At 66.0% G+C, this 15,965-nt stretch carries 13 protein-coding genes; 7 read left to right on the forward strand and 6 right to left on the reverse strand.

Going from position 1 to position 15,965, the window contains the following annotated elements:
• Nucleotide 1: 1 nt before the first annotated feature.
• On the reverse strand, nucleotides 2-1,084 hold the full coding sequence (ribB, locus tag E8M84_RS08305) for a 3,4-dihydroxy-2-butanone-4-phosphate synthase (RefSeq protein WP_137110648.1): 1,083 nt from the start codon (nucleotides 1,082-1,084) through the stop codon (nucleotides 2-4).
• Nucleotides 1,085-1,170: 86 nt separating this feature from the next.
• A complete protein-coding gene (cobS, locus tag E8M84_RS08310; protein ID WP_137110880.1) occupies nucleotides 1,171-1,926 on the reverse strand; it encodes an adenosylcobinamide-GDP ribazoletransferase in 756 nt (251 codons plus the stop codon).
• A gap of 83 nt (nucleotides 1,927-2,009) precedes the next feature.
• On the opposite strand from cobS, the gene cobT reads away from it, so the two are divergent.
• Complete coding sequence (gene cobT, locus E8M84_RS08315) at nucleotides 2,010-3,014, forward strand: nicotinate-nucleotide--dimethylbenzimidazole phosphoribosyltransferase (protein WP_137110649.1); 1,005 nt, start codon at nucleotides 2,010-2,012, stop codon at nucleotides 3,012-3,014.
• A gap of 157 nt (nucleotides 3,015-3,171) precedes the next feature.
• Here cobT and E8M84_RS21415 read toward each other — a convergent pair whose 3' ends face one another.
• Complete coding sequence (locus E8M84_RS21415; protein ID WP_170971875.1) at nucleotides 3,172-6,120, reverse strand: hypothetical protein; 2,949 nt, start codon at nucleotides 6,118-6,120, stop codon at nucleotides 3,172-3,174.
• Nucleotides 6,121-6,280: 160 nt separating this feature from the next.
• On the opposite strand from E8M84_RS21415, the gene E8M84_RS08325 reads away from it, so the two are divergent.
• The 3 genes from E8M84_RS08325 (at nucleotide 6,281) to E8M84_RS08335 (ending at nucleotide 9,053) form a co-directional block, all read left to right on the forward strand.
• Nucleotides 6,281-6,976: an SIMPL domain-containing protein gene (locus tag E8M84_RS08325; protein WP_137110650.1), complete on the forward strand. Its 696-nt coding sequence runs from the start codon at nucleotides 6,281-6,283 to the stop codon at nucleotides 6,974-6,976.
• 125 nt (nucleotides 6,977-7,101) lie between these two features.
• A complete protein-coding gene (locus E8M84_RS08330) occupies nucleotides 7,102-8,250 on the forward strand; it encodes a hypothetical protein (RefSeq protein ID WP_137110651.1) in 1,149 nt (382 codons plus the stop codon).
• Complete coding sequence (locus E8M84_RS08335; protein ID WP_137110652.1) at nucleotides 8,250-9,053, forward strand: hypothetical protein; 804 nt, start codon at nucleotides 8,250-8,252, stop codon at nucleotides 9,051-9,053. Before E8M84_RS08330 ends, E8M84_RS08335 begins: the two co-directional genes overlap by 1 nt.
• 16 nt (nucleotides 9,054-9,069) lie before the next feature.
• Here E8M84_RS08335 and E8M84_RS08340 read toward each other — a convergent pair whose 3' ends face one another.
• Entirely contained in the window at nucleotides 9,070-10,359 is a 1,290-nt protein-coding gene (locus E8M84_RS08340) for an O-acetylhomoserine aminocarboxypropyltransferase/cysteine synthase family protein (protein ID WP_137110653.1), read from the reverse strand.
• A 226-nt stretch (nucleotides 10,360-10,585) separates the two neighbouring features.
• On the opposite strand from E8M84_RS08340, the gene E8M84_RS08345 reads away from it, so the two are divergent.
• From E8M84_RS08345 to E8M84_RS08355, 3 genes are all read left to right on the forward strand, one after another.
• The gene (locus E8M84_RS08345; RefSeq protein ID WP_137110654.1) at nucleotides 10,586-10,999 is read left to right on the forward strand and encodes a VOC family protein; all 414 of its coding nucleotides are present in this window, start codon (nucleotides 10,586-10,588) and stop codon (nucleotides 10,997-10,999) included.
• A gap of 108 nt (nucleotides 11,000-11,107) precedes the next feature.
• Nucleotides 11,108-13,045 carry a DNA/RNA non-specific endonuclease gene (locus tag E8M84_RS08350; protein WP_137110655.1) on the forward strand — a complete coding sequence of 646 codons (1,938 nt, stop codon included), beginning with the start codon at nucleotides 11,108-11,110 and terminating at the stop codon, nucleotides 13,043-13,045.
• 96 nt (nucleotides 13,046-13,141) lie between these two features.
• The gene (locus E8M84_RS08355; RefSeq protein WP_137110656.1) at nucleotides 13,142-14,896 is read left to right on the forward strand and encodes a monovalent cation:proton antiporter-2 (CPA2) family protein; all 1,755 of its coding nucleotides are present in this window, start codon (nucleotides 13,142-13,144) and stop codon (nucleotides 14,894-14,896) included.
• On the opposite strand, the gene E8M84_RS08360 is transcribed toward E8M84_RS08355, so the two are convergent.
• A complete protein-coding gene (locus tag E8M84_RS08360) occupies nucleotides 14,893-15,345 on the reverse strand; it encodes a thioesterase family protein (RefSeq protein WP_137110657.1) in 453 nt (150 codons plus the stop codon). The genes E8M84_RS08355 and E8M84_RS08360 overlap by 4 nt on opposite strands.
• Nucleotides 15,346-15,390: 45 nt before the next feature.
• Complete coding sequence (locus E8M84_RS08365) at nucleotides 15,391-15,861, reverse strand: Lrp/AsnC family transcriptional regulator (protein ID WP_137110658.1); 471 nt, start codon at nucleotides 15,859-15,861, stop codon at nucleotides 15,391-15,393.
• Between the last annotated feature and the right edge of the window lie 104 nt (nucleotides 15,862-15,965).

Genomic DNA, 15,965 nt, shown 5'->3' on the forward strand with positions numbered 1-15,965 from the left:
CTTACTCCTTGATCGGGCGGGTGCCCGCGATGGACAGGCCGTAAGCGTCCAGGCCCACAAAGCGCGGCGTGGCGGAATTGGTCACCAGCGTGATCGCCGACAGCCCCAACGAGGACAGGATCTGCGCGCCCACCCCATACTGTCGCAAGGTCTGCGGCGAATGTTCCCCCGGCGTGACCATCTTCATCGTCGTGTCGCGCAGCAGGACCACGGCGCCACGGCCTTCGGCGGCGATGATGCGCATGGCGGCCGGAAGCTCACCGCCGCCGCCGACGCCCAGCACATCCTCAAGCGGGTTCAGCGCATGTACTCGCACCAGAACCGGGCCGGGGGCAGCAAGGTCGCCCTTTGACAGGACGATATGTTCGTCCCCATGGGTTTCGTCGGCGAAGACCCGCATCAGCCAGTCGCCGCCATGGACGGAATTGACCGAGCTGACTGCCTTTTCGGTGATCAGGTTGTCGTGCCGCCGCCGGTAGGCGATCAAGTCGCTGATCGTGCCGATCTTCAACCCGTGCTTCTGCGCGAAGGAGATCAGGTCCGGCAGGCGCGCCATCGTGCCGTCGTCGTTCATGATCTCGCAGATCACGCCACTGGGGTTCAGGCCCGCCAGGCGGCTGACATCGACCGCCGCCTCGGTGTGACCTGCACGCACCAACACCCCGCCATCGCGGGCCCGCAGCGGGAAGATATGGCCTGGCGTCGCGATGTCGGCGGCGCCCTTGGTCGGGTCGATCGCCACGGACACGGTTCGCGCCCGGTCGGCGGCGGAAATCCCGGTGGTCACGCCTTCGCGCGCCTCGATTGACAGGGTGAAGGCAGTCTCGTGTCGGCTGGAGTTCTTCGGGCTCATCAAGGGCAGCCCCAGGGCCTCGATCCGGGTGGCGGGAAGCGCCAGGCAGATCAGCCCGCGGCCATGCGTCGCCATGAAGTTGATCGCCGAGGGCGTACACATCTGCGCCGGGATCACCAGGTCGCCCTCGTTCTCGCGGTCCTCGTGGTCGACCAGAATGAACATGCGCCCGTTGCGGGCATCTTCGATGATCTCCTCGGTCGAGGAGATGGCGTCGGCATAGTCGGACATGGGTCGCAGGCCTCACAAGCTCTCTTGGCCCATGTATCGCGGGGCGGGGCCAAAGGCCAGAGCTTCGGCGGTGCGCCCGTGCAGGGTTACCCCGCGCGGGCAGAGAGGACGGCCAGACAGGCGACCTCGGCCAGCTGCTGGGCGGCCCCCAGGATGTCGCCGGTCTGGCCGCCGATCCGGCGAAGCGCCGTGAAGGCCAGCCACAGGGTCACGCCAAGCGCCGCAAAGACCATCGGGATGGCCCCCCACCCGGTCAGCGCGATGGCTAGGGCCACCGCCAGCACCAGCCCCGCCAGCGCGGTGGCCGGGCTGGGCCGCCCCGTCGCGTGGCTCAGGCCTTCGCCGCGGGCGTTAGGCAGAAGCGCCATCATCAGTGCCATCGGCGCCCGCGACAGCGCCCCGGCGGCAATCAGGGCGGGCGCGTAGCCCCCATGGACCAGAAGCGCGGTCAGTGCCGACCAGCGCGCCAGCGTCACCAGGACAAGGGCCAGCACGCCGTAACTCCCGACCCGGCTGTCCTTCATGATTTCCAGCCGACGCTCGCGCGTCCAGCCGCCGTAAAGCCCGTCGGCGGTGTCCGACAAGCCGTCCTCGTGCAGACCGCCGGTCAGCATCGCGCCAAGGGCCAGCACCAGTGCCGCCGTCAGCCCCGGCGTGACCCCCAGCCACTGCGCCCCTTCCGCCAAGGCGGCACCCAGGGCCCCCAGGACCGCGCCAACCGCCGGCCAGGCCCAGGCCGAGGCCGCGCCGGTGCCAGTGTGGTTGGGCAGGGGCAGTCGGGACAGCAGGGCAAAGGCCGACAAGAGGTCCGATGGCAGCCGGAGGGCGATGTCGCGAAGCATGGTCAAAGCGGCTGTTCCCGGCTGGCTTTCGTTCGGCCTCTGGGGTAGCCCCATCGCCACGCAGGATCAATCCGGAGAAACCGATGCCCTTCCAGTCCCTTGGCGATGTCCATGCCATGCTTGCCCGGCTTCCGGCCCCTGACGCTGCGGCCATTGCGGCGGCCGAAGTGCGGAACGGCCGGCTGACCAAGCCGCCGGGGGCACTGGGACGGCTGGAAAAGCTGGCGATCTGGATGGCCGGGTGGCAGGGCACCGACAAGCCCACCGCCGCCAAGCCGCAGATCGTGATCTTTGCCGGAAATCATGGGGTTACGGCAAAGGGCGTCTCGGCCTTTCCGGCGGAAGTGACCGCGCAGATGGTGGCGAACTTCGCCCATGGCGGGGCGGCGATCAACCAACTGGCCCGGGCGTTCGGGGCGAAGCTGGATGTCCATGCGCTGGACCTCGACCAACCGACGGCCGACTTCACCGAAAGCCCCGCGATGACCGAGGCCGAGGTCGTCGACGCTCTGCGCCGCGGCTATGAGGCGGTCAACCTGGAGGCGGATGTCTTCGTCGCGGGCGAGATGGGGATCGGCAACACGACCTCTGCCGCAGCCATCGCCACCGCGCTTTATGGCGGGGTCGGCTGGGCTGGGCGGGGGACCGGGGTGGATGACGCGGGGCTTCGGCGCAAGGAATCGGCGGTCGCCGCGGGGGTGGAGCGGCACAAGGAGCTCTTGTCCGATCCGTTACAAGTCTTGCGCTGCCTCGGCGGGCGCGAGATCGCGGCGATGGCGGGCGCGATCCTTGGAGCGAGGATGGCGCGGGTGCCGGTGATCCTCGACGGCTTCATCGCCTGCGCGGCGGCGGCGGTGCTGGAGAAGGCGGCTCCCGGTGCGCTGGATCACTGCGTCGCGGGACATCAAAGCGCCGAAGGGGCGCATGCGCGGCTTCTGGAGAAGCTGGGGAAAGAGCCGCTTTTGTCGCTGGGCCTGCGGCTTGGCGAAGGCTCGGGCGCGGCGCTGGCAATCGGGGTGGTGCAGGGGGCGGTGGCCTGCCATTCCGGCATGGCGACCTTTGCCGAGGCAGGCGTGGCCGCGGGGTGACGGCTCCTCGTTCGACGTCGTCCCCTCGTCGCGGGGTGTCCGCGAGGAGGGACGAAGTCACCGACGAGCGGTGATGTGCAAGGTTTCCGGACGGTAAACGCCCACAGGCAAGCTGTTGATTTGAAACGAAGGCGCCGGCCTGTCCTGCGTGGACAGGTCAGGCCTTCGGCATCTTCAGGCTGATCAGCCGCCCGCCCTTCTGGTAGCGGACCTCGGTTTCGGTGATCGCCTTCACGGTCCCGCCGTCGATCTTGTCGCCGACCTTGACCTTCTTGTACTTTCCGTTCGCCTGCCGGACCAGCGCATAGCGGCGCGAGTCGGTGCCGTAGGTGCCGATCAGGTTGATCTTCGACAGGTTGATCGCGTTCGCGTAGGTCGCCTGCTTGGCCACGTTCGCCTTGGTCGGGATCGACGGCGCGGCCTTGGTGGTCTCCGGCTCATCCAGCTCGTCGATTTCCTCGGGCTTGGCTTCGGGCGCGGCGGCGGCGACCTCGATGGTCTCCTCCGGGGCCGGTTCGCGGACGGCGGCGGCAACGGCGGCCTCGACCGCGGCGCTCAGGTCGCGGGGGCGCGCGGCCGGGCGCATCGAGATGGCGACGATCGAGGGGTTCTGCGCCTCAAGCGCAGCCGCCTCGGCCAGCTTTGCTTCGGCCTGGGCAGTCAGCGAGGCGCCCTGCGCCCCCAGATCGGCGGGCGCGCTGGCGGGAAGCACCGCGGCGGCGGCGGTGACGACGCTGGCAGGGCGGGGCAACGGGCGGAAGCCCGCAAACTCGGCGGCGGCCTCGGTGGAGAGGGCGGCATCATCAGCAGTCGGGGCCGGAGCCAGACCTTCGGGGCGCGGACGGGGGCGGAAGCCGGCCATGGCCGGGTCCGCCGGTGGCAGCGCGGTTTCGGCCGGAGCGGCAGTCTCGCCCGCTGTGACAAGCGAGGCGTCGGCGGCGGTGACCGGATCGACGCCAGGTGCTGAAACGGCAGCAGCCGCCACTGCGGCGGCTGACGCGGTTTCGCTGCGCGACGGCGGCAGAAGCGGCGGCTTGCCTGCGATCAGCATCACCCCGTCGGGACTGATGATTCCGTCGGGTGTCGGCTTCAAGAGACCGTTGGCATCGAACTGGTAGACCGTCCCCGGGGCAGGTGGCGGCATCACCGGATCGGGAAGTGTGTCCCGCATTTCGGTCAAAGCAGGCAGGGCCAGGGCATCCAGGGCCGGGGGCGGAGCGTCCATCGCCGACAGGAAGATCTCGTCCTGATCCTCGACCGGGGCGGAGGCAGCGGCGACTTCTGTCGTGACAGCAGTACCGGGGGCTGGCTCGGGGGCAGCTTCCGGTGCGGCGGCGATTTCCGCCGGGGGTTCCGCAACGGGCTCCGGTGTCGCCTCGACAGCCTCTTCGGTAGCGGTCTCAAGCGCGGGGTCGGCTTCCTCGGTCGCTGCGGCAAGATCGGCGGCAGCCGGTTCCGCGGTCAGGGACGGGTCGGTTGCGTCCGCCGCAAGGTCCTCGCCGCCCATGTTGACCGGCAGGCTTTCGGTTGCGAGCGCGTCAACATCCGCCGTTCCAGAGATGCCCTCGGCTTCGGGCAGGGGACCGGTCATCCCCTCGGGGTCCTGCATGTCGGCCAGCATCTCGTCGCTGGCGTCCGGAATGACCTGTGAAGCGTCCGCCTCATCCGTGGTCGCGGTGCCGCCCAGATACATCGAGGACCAGAGGCCGATCAGCGCGAGGAACAACAGGAGAAGGCCCACCAGGACCATGAACACCGTGCCGGTGCGCTTTTTCGCCGGGGCTGCGGCGCCGAAGGTGCCACCGGGCCGGGCGGGCGACTTCACCGTGGTCGGGCCAATGGCCGGGCGGGCAATGTCGGGGCCCTTTACCTTGGCCTTGGCGCGGGTGCCGGGGATCGAGGGTGCGGTGACCAGTCCGGAATAGCCCTTGGGTGTCGCCGGGCGGGCAATTGCCCCCTTGGCGGGGGGTGTGGTCGCTGTCGGACGGGTCACACCATCGACGGGACGCGCGGCCGCATCGCCTGCCGCGGCACGGCGGCTGGCAAAGGCCACCATCGCCGCCGAGGACGGCGCGGGCGGGATATCATCACCAGCGTCAGGGGCGGTGAGCTTGCGCCCGAACGACGCCGGGGCGGGGGGGATGTCATCCTCGGGGAAGGCCGAGGTGTCCGTCACATGCGCGAAGGGGGCTTCTTCCGGTTCGGGGGCCGGGGTGGGCTTGGTCGCGGCGGGCGGCGGGAGGTCGTCGACCACGTCAGCGACAACCACGGGTTCGGCGGCGGCCACCGCGATCTCTGCCGGGGCCGGGTCCGGGTCGACGGTGATGTCGTCTTCGACAACATCTTCGATCGGATCGAGGGCTGGAGCGGCCATTGCCGCAATGGTGGCCGGTTCAGCGACGTCTGGCAGATCGTCGTTCAGCGCCTCTTCCAGGCCGGGGAGCGGATCGTCTTCTTCGGCAGCGATGACGGTTTCGGCCGGTTCGGGCGCTGCGACGGCAGCGGGTTCAGGCGCAGGCGCTGGCGCGGGAGCGGGTGTAGGTTCTGCCTTGGGCAGTTCCCGGTGCAGAACCGTGACCGGGTCACGGTCCCGCTCGACGGTCTCGTCCTCGGCGAGGATCCCGGCCGCAGCGGCGGCGGGGCCAAACCAGGGCTCGCCGACGAAGTTGCCCTCTTCCGGGATTGCCACGAAGGAGACCGGGTTCAGCCGGTGCTCGACCGCGAAAGCCTCGGCCTCGGCCAGGGTTTCCTTGGCGATGACGGCGACCTTGACGGTGGCGCCCTTGCCCGACCAGTCGAAGACGAGGTCCTCGACGTCATAGGGCGTGCGGCCCTCCAGCGCCGTGGCAATCTGGCGGCGCTTGTCGTCGCGGCTGGGGCCGGGGGCGTGAACCTCGGTGTAGAGGATCTGGCTGTTCGGCAGGATCAGCTTGGTCGCCACCCCCATCGGGGACAGGCCAAGCGCGGTCTTGCGCATGTAGTCCAGCGCTTCGGCAAGATCGGGTGCGTCGAAGGCCGCCTCGCCGATCGAGAGCCAGCCTTTCGGCGTCCGGTGCAGAAGACCGATGGTCTCACGCGTGAGGTCAAGTGCAAATGTCGGTTTCATGTCGCGGGTCTAGCACGGATCGTCAAAGCGCTGGAACGTGCCCCAGCCGGTTGCCGCTTTACTAAAGCAGCTTTTCGCCGAAGGGAAGGAAAACGGCCAAGGAAGCGGTTGCGGCGCGCGTCACAAGTGCGAAATGTCACGCTAGATAAAGGAGACCCCCATGCGTGCCCTATCTGCCCTGTTCCTGTCCGCAGCCCTGATCCTGCCGCTTGCCGCGCCGGTCATGGCGCAGGACGCCCCCAGCCGGACGATCAGCGTGACCGGCACCGGCACCATCGAGGCCGCCCCGGACATGGCCACACTGATGATCGGCGTGACGACCCAGGGCACCACGGCCGCCGAGGCGCTGACCGCCAACACCGCTGCCACCGAGGCGGTGATCGCGCGGCTGACGGCCTCGGGGATCGAGGCGCGGGACATGCAGACCTCGAACCTGTCGATCAACCCGAACTGGACGGGCTATGACAGCTCGACCCCCACGATCTCGGGCTATGTCGCGTCGAACATGCTGACGGTGCGGGTGCGCAAGCTGGACACGACGGGCGCGGTCCTGGATGCGGCGGTGGCCGATGGTGCCAACACGCTGAACGGCCTGACCTTTGGCCTCGCCGATCCCGAACCTGCCTACAACGAGGCGCGGAAAGAGGCGGTGGCCGATGCGAAGGCCAAGGCCGAACTTCTGGCTGCGGCGGCAGGGGTCAGCGTGGGCACCGTGATGTCGATCACCGACAACGGGGCGATGACCGACCCGGCACCGATGTACCGCGAGGCGGTGTCCGCTGCTCCGGTCCCGCTTGTGGGCGGTGAGCTGGGATTGGTGGCGAACGTTTCGGTCACCTTCGCGATCGCCGACTGAAACCCCGCAGCAAGGGCTGGCAAACGGCGGAATTCCCTGTAATTCCGCCGTTCTTGTCATGATTTGGCCCAAGTCGCGGGGCAATAGACGTTCAACGATAAACGGGCCTGGGCAGAGGTTTCAGAATGTTTCGCGGCTCCTTCGCGGTAGTGATCTGCGTCATCGCTGCGCTGATTGGCGTCGGGTTCGCCGCTTTGCGGTATCAGGTGCTTGATGCCTATCTGCCGACTGCGGTGCTGACGGCGATGGATCGAGCGAGGGGCGGTGCTCCGGCGACGGGCGAGATCACGCCAAAACGGGAAACCGTCGCCTCGGTGCAGGAAGGTCCGGGCCGGTTCCTGTCCGATGGCCCCGAAGGCCTTCGCGCCGAGGGTCCGATTGCAGCGATTGCAGGCAACCGGCCGATCCTGATCGAGGATGTGATCGCGGGCTATGCACCCAGTGCGGATGCCGGGGTGCCTGCCACGGTCATGGCGATCCGCCCGATCAGCGGCTGCCGCCTGACGCCTCCGTCTAAAGGCACTTCGGTGGGCCATGTGACGGCGGGGGAAAGCACCTTGAACCTGCCGCTGACCACCTATGGTGACGGCGATCTTGCCCGCGGCGTGCAGGACTTTGTCGACGCAATGCGCGCTGGCGCGGCGGACCCGGGTGCAAACTTGCGCGGGCCGAACTACGAGGCCTATGATGTGGCCGTCACCGAAACGCGAGAGCCAGTCTATCTGGTGCTGGAAAGCCGGACCGGCAACCGGATCTGGAACATCCACGCGGCCGAAGGTGCGCGGATCGAACGGGTGATCCTGCTGGGCGGGGGGCAGGCCGGAGTGGCCAACCTTGATCCAGTGGTCCCGGTGGAGGTGATCCTGCAGGACGGCCTGGCGGGTTGCGGCATCAGCCCGGCCTATCCCCTGAGCCCCGGCCAAGAGACCGCGGCTGCGGCGACCGGGGAGGAGTTGACCCCGGCCGAGTTGGCCGATGCCGTGCGGGCCTATGACAACTGGTTCCGCGATAGTTTTGGCGTCCTGTCAAGCGAAACGCGCGCCGGATTTGACGTCGGCACGATCTCGGTCGTCGGCCCGGTCCCGCGTGATGCGGCGGCAAGGCCGGAATATGCCCCGATCCAAGAGGCGACGCTGCGCACGACGCGCGGCGCGTATTTCGAGATCGCGGGCCAGGTCGCCAAGGGAGAGGATTTCGCGTCGCGGGTCAGGGCGATTGCGACGACGTTCGCGTTCGGCGATCTGGGTTACCTGCGCCAAGGGGCAGAGTTCTGATGCTGCGGCTTCTGATCGGAACCGGTGTTCTGTTGATGGCCGTGGGCTTTGGCGCGGCCGGGTGGCAGTATTGGCAGACGCTTCCCCCGGCAGAGCCGGGTGCAGCAGTGGCAGCGGTCGAAAGCGCCGCCGCTCAGCCGTCCCTGCCCGCGGTGACCCGGCAAAGCTGGTTGATGTCCCCGACCGGCGACGTGATCCCGCAGGACGAGGTCCGGGCCTATCTGGCGCAAGAGCGGTTTGCCCCGTCGCGGACGGTGCTGGTCACGCAGCAGGCCAGCCTGACCGAACTTCTGGCCGAAGGAGAGACTTTGCCGGAAGAAGACTACCTGCAGGTGCTGGCAGATATCCGCGCGCCTCGGGTGGCCGAGGGGCTGTGCGCAGTGCTGGTGCAGGCATTCGCATCCGACTGTGCGGTCCATTCGGCCCGGGTGGTGGACGGCAGCGTCGATCCCGTTGCGGGAACGGCAGAGTTCCGGCTGGAACTTGTCTATCGCCTGCCAGAGCCGCCTGAGGAATTGCCCGACCTTGCGGCACATGTGTTCCAGACCGCTGTCGTCGAGCTTCCGCAGGATGAGGCCGCGCCACTGACCCCGACGGCCGACGCGGCGCTGGGTGCGGCGCTGGCCGCAGTGACCGGGGCCTGTGCGGCCGAAACCGTAGGCGATCTGTGCCGGATGCAACGGCTGACGCTGGACTGGACGCCCGGTGAACCGCCCCGCGCGCAGGCCGTGATCGGCTGGCTCGACCCGCTGCCCGACGGCATGTTCGTGGCCCCACCGCTGACCACCGCACCGGGCGGCTGAGCGGCGGGGCAGTCGCTTACGCCGTAGCCTTGGTCAGGGCCTGATCCAGATCGGCGATGATGTCGCGGACATCCTCGATCCCGATGGAAACGCGGACGACATCCGGTGCGGCGCCGGCCTTGATCTGCGCTTCCTCGGACAGTTGCCGGTGCGTGGTCGAGGCCGAGTGGATGATGAGGCTCCGCGTGTCGCCAAGGTTCGCGACATGCGAGAAGAGCTTCACGTTGTCGATCAGCTTGACGCAGGCCTCATACCCGCCCTTGACGCTGAAGGTGAACAGCGCGCCGGGGCCCTTGGGCGTGATCGACTGTGCCAGCTTGTTGTAGGGCGAGGACTTGAGGCCCGGATAAGTGACCTTCCCGATCCGCGGGTCCTGCTCCAGCCATTCCGCGACGATCTGCGCGTTTTCGACGTGCCGCTGCATGCGGAGGGAAAGGGTTTCGATCCCCATCAGCGTGTAGTGGGCGCCTTGCGGGTTCATCGTCATGCCCAGGTCGCGGAGCCCGATGGCAATGGAATGGAAGGTGAAGGCCATGTTGCCGAGCGTCGGGTGGAAGACGAGGCCGTGGTAGGCGGGCTCGGGCTGGGAGAGGGAGGGGAACTTGTCGTCCCTGGACCAGTCGAACTTGCCTGAATCGACCACGATCCCCCCGGTCACCGTTCCGTTGCCGGTCAGGTATTTGGTGGCCGAATGGACGACGATGGTCGCGCCGTGCTCGATTGGGCGGCAGAGGTAGGGGCTGGCGGTGGTGTTGTCGACGATCAGCGGGATGTGGGCCTGGTTCGCGACGCGGGCGATGGCGTCGAGGTCGGACAGCGCGCCACCGGGGTTGCAGATCGTCTCGCAGAAGAGGGCGCGGGTGTCGGCGTCGATGGCTTTCTCGATCTCTTTCGGGTCGTCGAAGTCGACGAACTTGGCCGACCAGCCGAACTTGCGGATGGTGTTGGAAAACTGCTGGATCGTGCCGCCGTAAAGCTTTGTCGAGGCGACGATGTTGCGGCCGGGGGCCATGATCGGGAAGAGCGCCATGATCTGCGCCGCATGGCCCGACGAGCAGGCGATGCCACCCGCGCCGCCTTCCAGCGCGACCACCCGGTTCGCGAGCGCCGAGACGGTGGGGTTCGTCAGGCGGGAGTAGATGTAGCCCACCTCTTGCAGGTTGAAGAGCTTGGCCGCGTGGTCGGCGTCGCGGAAGACGTAGGCGGTGGTCTGGTAGATCGGGACCTGCCGGGCACCGGTAGCCGGGTCGGGCGCGGTGGCGGCGTGGATGCAAAGCGTGTCGAAGCCGAGGGGTTTGTCGGTCATTGGTCGTCCTCCCTGAATTTCGGAGTGAGGGTAGGGGGGAATGACGAGGCTGGCAACGGGGACGTGTCCACGGTGGACAGGCCAAGCCAAGATAGAGAAATCAATGGCTTGGGCGCGGTCGTTCGGGGAATCTTAACCTCTGGCAGCGCTGATGGGGAGAAGGATCGTTGCGGTCGCAAAGTGTTCCGTGCTTGGATTGCCCGCCCGAAACCCGGAGACCCTGACGATGCTGACCCCGTTCCATCTGGCCTATCATGTCACCAGCCTGGACGAGGCCCGCGCCTTCTATGGCGGGGTGCTGGGGTGCCGAGAGGGGCGTTCGACCGAGACCTGGGTCGATTTCGACTTCTTCGGCCACCAGATCAGCCTGCATCTGGGCGAGCCGTTCAGGACGACGAACACCGGGAAGGTGGGGGACCATATGGTGCCGATGCCGCATCTGGGACTGGTCCTGCATCTTCCGGACTGGCAGCGGCTCGCCGACCGGCTGACGGCGGCGGGGGTGGCGTTCGTCCTGCCGCCGCAGGTGCGGTTTCAGGGGCAGCCGGGGGAGCAGTGGACAATGTTCTTCCGGGACCCGTCGGGCAACCCGATCGAGGTGAAGGGGTTTGCCGCGATGGAGGGGGTGTTCGGCACTTAGCCCGGAAACCGCAGAAAACAGAATCATTTTGCAGGACCCGTTTCGCGATTAGCATGCGGGGGATTTTACTGACTTTTCCGGGCTAACTTATTTTCAGGAGGGAATTTCGTGGCGACAGGACCAAAATCCCCAACTCCCGAAGTGGAACCAAAAGGCAAAGCGCGAAGGAAGGGCCGCAACAAAGAGGCAGCGCCAAACGATGGGCCAAGTGAGGCCGCACTGCGCAGTTTCATTCGGGCAAAAGGTGCAGAGTACCTGAAGGACCCCAACATCACGTCAATTGGCATCGGATTGAAGAACGGCAACGGGCCCGTCTGCATCCAGTTTACTGTCGGGGAAAAAGGCGAGTCCGCCATTGAGGCCTTGGGCAGCGAACGCATTCCCGAAAGCATCGAGGTTGACGGCCACGCGGTTCTGACTGACGTGATCGCGCGGCGCTACAGACCGTCCTACGAGCTTGTGGCGCCAGAGCAGCTTGACGCGCGCCGCCAGCGGAGGGACCCGATCCAGCCGGGCATCAGTGTTGCGATCACAACCGAGACGGCGGGCACTCTGGGCCTTGTCGTCTTCGATCGGGCGACGGGTCTGCCCTGTATCCTGTCGAACTGGCATGTTCTGCACGGTAACCGGGGCACTATTGGCGACCAGATCGTGCAACCGGGGCCATTCGACGACAACAACACTTCCGGAAATCGCGCGGGCTCGCTGCTGCGCAGCCATCTTGGTGCGGCAGGCGACTGTGCCCTGGCGAAGATCGAATTGCGCGACTGGAAGCGGGAGGTTTTCGAACTGGATGTCGTGCCAAGCAAAATGGCAAACGTTGCCTTAGGAGACCGGGTGATCAAGTCGGGGCGGACGACCGGCCTGACCCATGGCATTGTGCGCCGGGTCGATGTGATGGCCAAGCTCGACTACGATCTTCCAGCCGGGAAAGTGGCCATTGGCGGCTTCGAGATCGGTGTCGATCCGAAGAACCCGCCAGTTGATGGCGAAGTCAGCAAAGGAGGCGATTCCGGCTCAGCCTGGCTGATCAGCAAGGCTGGCAAGCCGACGGACATCTTTGCCGGGCTGCATTTTGCCGGCGAGTCCGGATCGACTGACGATGAGCATGCGCTAGCCTGCTACGCTCTCTCCGTCCAGAAGAAGCTCGATTTTGTCCTCGAAAGCCCTGCGGTCCAAGCGCCCGGTGTGGCCAAATCCGAGCCTGCGGACTTTCGCTCTGGTTACGATCCGGAGTTTTTGGGGCTGCCGGTTCCGGAACCTGAATTGTCCACGTCGCTCAAGCGGGATGCGCTGAATTTTGGGCGTCGGCAGACGATTCCCTACGCGCATTTCTCGGTCTGCCTGAGCCAAGAAAAGAAGATGGCGCGCTACGTTTCCTGGAATGTGGATGGCGCCCGAATGGTGAAGCTTCCGCGCAGGGGCTTCGCTCTCGACCCGCGGATCGATGCAAAGTACCAGACCGGGGAAAGTCTTTACTGGGACAACAAGCTGGACCGAGGTCATCTTGCCCGCCGAGCGGATTTGTGTTGGGGAACGCTCGAAGAAGCCCAGGTGGCAAACAAGGATTCGTTCTACTTTCCAAATATTGTTCCCCAGCATCAGGGGTTTAACCAATCCAAGCAAGGTGGTCTCTGGGGAAAGCTGGAAGACCTGGTATTCAACCAGACGGATGTTCTGAAGATCCGGATCTCGGTGATGGCCGGGCCAATCTTCAGTGACGAGGATATGTCCTATCGCGGCGTGAAGGTGCCGCAATCGTTCTGGAAGCTAATCGCTTATCGGGCAGCTGCCGACGAGGAATTGCGCTGCGCGGCGTTCTTGTTGTCGCAAAGCAATCTGATGCATGACATAGAGCGGCTGGAATTGGATCCGTTCCGGCTTTATCAGGTTGGTCTGGCAACCCTGACGCAGCTGTCGGGGCTTGGTTTCGAGAAACTGACCACATTCGACACCTTGCTTCGCCCTGAGCATGTCGGGCGGGTCATGGCCGAAGGGGCGGGCGAAATCATCGAAATCCTGGCGCAAAGGGATATACGACTGTAAGGGGTCCATCCGCTCTTCCGAGATCGTGAGGGAGCGATCCCCATTGCCATTCTCGGCTTCCCGGCCAAATCTGGCCTACTGACAAGGGAGCACAGCATGGCAACGGAATCCGCGGGAGTTGATCTGGTCTCGGTGGTCACGCTGCTGGGCGCGGCGGTTGTCGCGGTGCCGGTGTTCAAGCGGATCGGGCTGGGATCGGTGCTGGGATATCTGGCGGCGGGGCTGGCGATCGGGCCGTTCGGGTTGGGTCTCTTTTCCGATCCGATGGCGATCCTGCATGTGGCCGAGCTGGGCGTGGTAATGTTCCTGTTCATCATCGGGCTGGAGATGGAGCCGTCGAAGCTTTGGGCGATGCGGCGGGACATTCTTGGTCTCGGGCTGATCCAGGTGCTGCTGTGCGTCGCGATCCTGGGGCTGGTCGGGGTGGCGCTGGGCTATCCCTATGCGGGATCGCTGATCGCCGGGGCGGGGTTCACGCTGACCTCGACTGCCATCGTGATGCAGATGCTGCAGGAGCGGAACGATATCTCCACTCCGAAGGGGCAGCGGATGGTGTCGATCCTGCTTCTGGAGGATCTGGCCATCGTGCCCTTGTTGGCGCTGGTTGCGTTCCTGGCACCTGGGGGCGAGGAGGTGACCCTGATGGACCGGCTGATCGGCGTCGGGATCGGGCTGGGGGCCATCGCGGCGCTGGTCGTGGCGGGGATCTATCTTTTGAACCCGATGTTCCGCCTTCTGGCGGCGTCCCGCGCGCGAGAGGTGATGACGGCGGCGGCGCTGCTGGTGGTGTTGGGCAGTGCCTTGTGGATGCAGCTTGGGGGCCTGTCGCTGGCGATGGGGGCCTTCCTTGCGGGTGTGCTGCTGTCGGAATCAAGCTTTCGTCACCAGCTGGAGGCGGATGTCGAGCCGTTCCGGGGGATCCTGTTGGGGCTGTTCTTCCTTGCGGTCGGGATGGCTCTGGACCTGTCGGTCATTGCCGCGAACTGGGGGCTGGTCGCGGTCAGCGTGCTGGCGCTGATGGTGCTGAAGTCGGCGATCATCTACGGCGTGGCGCGGCTGAACAGGGCCGATCACGCCGAGGCGCTGGAACGCACGGTGCTGATGGCGCAGGGCGGCGAGTTCGCCTTTGTCCTGTATTCCGCCGCGCTGGCGGTCGGGCTGCTGTCGCTTGAGGAGAACGCGATCCTGAACGCGATCATCATCATCTCGATGGTGATGACGCCGCTGATGGTGATCCTGCATGACCGGTTCAGGCCGGCGTCTGCGGTGTCGACGGAAGGGATGGAGGCGCCGGATGGGCAGAGCGCCAGCGTGCTGATCATCGGCTTCGGCCGCTTTGGGCAGATTGCCAGCCAGCCGCTTCTGGCGCGGAAATGTTCAATCACCATCATCGACGACGATCCCGAGATGATCCGCGCGGCGGAAACCTTCGGCTTCAAGGTCTGGTTCGGTGACGGCACGCGGCTGGATATCCTGAAGGCCGCCGGGGCGGGGACGGCGCGGGCGGTGGTGATCGCAACGGAAAAGCCCGAGGTCACGACGCGGATCGCGCATCTTGTCCGGGACGAGTTTCCGAACGCGGTCATCCTGGCGCGGGCCTTCGACCGGGCGCATTTGCTGGAACTGGTCAAGCTGGGCGTCGATCACCACATGCGCGAGCTGTTCCATTCGGCGCTGGCGCTTGGGTCCGAGGTGCTGGAGGTGCTGGGGGTCGATCGTGACGAGGTTGAGGAGATTGCCGAAAGCGTGCGGAAACGGGATGCCGAGCGGCTGGCCCTGCAGATGGCGGGAGACATCTATTCCGGCAAGAGCCTGCTTCTGGGCAATGCCGAGCACACGGTGAGCAGTTAGGTCGGCGCCCCCACGGCGCGGCGGTCGGCGGGTTCGGGCGGGGCCATCAGGCTTTCAAGCTTGGCTTTCACGGCATCGGGCCAGGGCATCGAGGTGTGCTTGTCGAGCCAGGAGGCCGCGAGGACCTGTTCCACCGACCAGCGGTGTTCGTCGCCGCAGTGGATGGTGTGGTGGAGCCGGACCGAGGATTTGCCGACCTTCAGGATCGACAGCCGGAAGGTCAGCTTGTCGCCGAAGAACGAGGGTTTCGAGAAGTCGCAGGACAGATGCACGGTCGGGGTGCCCCAGCGTTCGTTCCAGATGATCTCATGCCAGGGCCAGCCGATATGGGCCCAGAACTCCTCGACCACGCCATTCAGGATGTTGAGGTAGGCCGGGTAATAGGCGGTCCCCGAGATGTCGCAATCGCCGAAATGCAGCATCCGGTCAGTGGTGAAGCAGACGGTCATCGTGGTCCCCCTTTTGGGTCTACGGTGCCGGGTTTCGGCCGCTTGTCAATCCAGCGGCACGGCGGTCGAATACTTGGTCTGGCGCAGGACGAAATGGGTGGTCGAGGCGCGGACGAGGCCGAGGGAGAGAAGGTCGCGCATCAGGAAGCGTTCTAGGTCTTCGGGGTCCTGGGCCATGACCTTGATGACGTAGTCGTCGGCCCCGGTGATCGTGGCACATTCGACCACGCGGTCGTGCCGCTGGGCGAAATCCTCGAAGCGGCGGATGGTGGGTTCGGAGTGGTCCACCAGCGACAGGTGGATGTAGGCGAGGGTGGACATCCCGACCTTGCGGCGGTCGACGAGGGCGACCTCGCCCCGGATCACCCCGGCCTCGCGCAGGGCCTTGATGCGGCGCCAACAGGGGGAAGTGGACATCTGCGCGATTTCGGCTAGGGCCTGGATCGACAGGGTGCTGTCGCGCTGGAGGGCGGCGAGGAGGCGGCGGTCAGTATCGTCCAGGGCATAATTTTGCATGGTTTGGCGCTTTTGGAGTAAAGTTTACCATAAGTATGCACTATAAGTGTCAAGAAAGAAACCTGATTTCGGTGTGGCGGGGCAAAGATTGGCCAGCTATGGCA

The organism is Rhodobacter sp. SY28-1, assembly GCF_005222785.1.
Lineage (GTDB): Bacteria > Pseudomonadota > Alphaproteobacteria > Rhodobacterales > Rhodobacteraceae > Tabrizicola.

Excerpts from the sequence above, each read along its gene's own strand:
- ribB (WP_137110648.1), bottom strand. The coding sequence starts at position 1,084 with ATGTCCGACTATGCCGACGCCATCTCCTCGACCGAGGAGATCATCGAA.
- E8M84_RS08330 (WP_137110651.1), top strand. The coding sequence starts at position 7,102 with ATGTTTCGCGGCTCCTTCGCGGTAGTGATCTGCGTCATCGCTGCGCTG.
- E8M84_RS08360 (WP_137110657.1), bottom strand. The coding sequence starts at position 15,345 with ATGACCGTCTGCTTCACCACTGACCGGATGCTGCATTTCGGCGATTGC.
- E8M84_RS08340 (WP_137110653.1), bottom strand. The coding sequence starts at position 10,359 with ATGACCGACAAACCCCTCGGCTTCGACACGCTTTGCATCCACGCCGCC.
- E8M84_RS21415 (WP_170971875.1), bottom strand. The coding sequence starts at position 6,120 with ATGAAACCGACATTTGCACTTGACCTCACGCGTGAGACCATCGGTCTT.
- E8M84_RS08355 (WP_137110656.1), top strand. The coding sequence starts at position 13,142 with ATGGCAACGGAATCCGCGGGAGTTGATCTGGTCTCGGTGGTCACGCTG.
- cobT (WP_137110649.1), top strand. The coding sequence starts at position 2,010 with ATGCCCTTCCAGTCCCTTGGCGATGTCCATGCCATGCTTGCCCGGCTT.
- E8M84_RS08365 (WP_137110658.1), bottom strand. The coding sequence starts at position 15,861 with ATGCAAAATTATGCCCTGGACGATACTGACCGCCGCCTCCTCGCCGCC.
- E8M84_RS08325 (WP_137110650.1), top strand. The coding sequence starts at position 6,281 with ATGCGTGCCCTATCTGCCCTGTTCCTGTCCGCAGCCCTGATCCTGCCG.
- cobS (WP_137110880.1), bottom strand. The coding sequence starts at position 1,926 with ATGCTTCGCGACATCGCCCTCCGGCTGCCATCGGACCTCTTGTCGGCC.
- E8M84_RS08345 (WP_137110654.1), top strand. The coding sequence starts at position 10,586 with ATGCTGACCCCGTTCCATCTGGCCTATCATGTCACCAGCCTGGACGAG.
- E8M84_RS08335 (WP_137110652.1), top strand. The coding sequence starts at position 8,250 with ATGCTGCGGCTTCTGATCGGAACCGGTGTTCTGTTGATGGCCGTGGGC.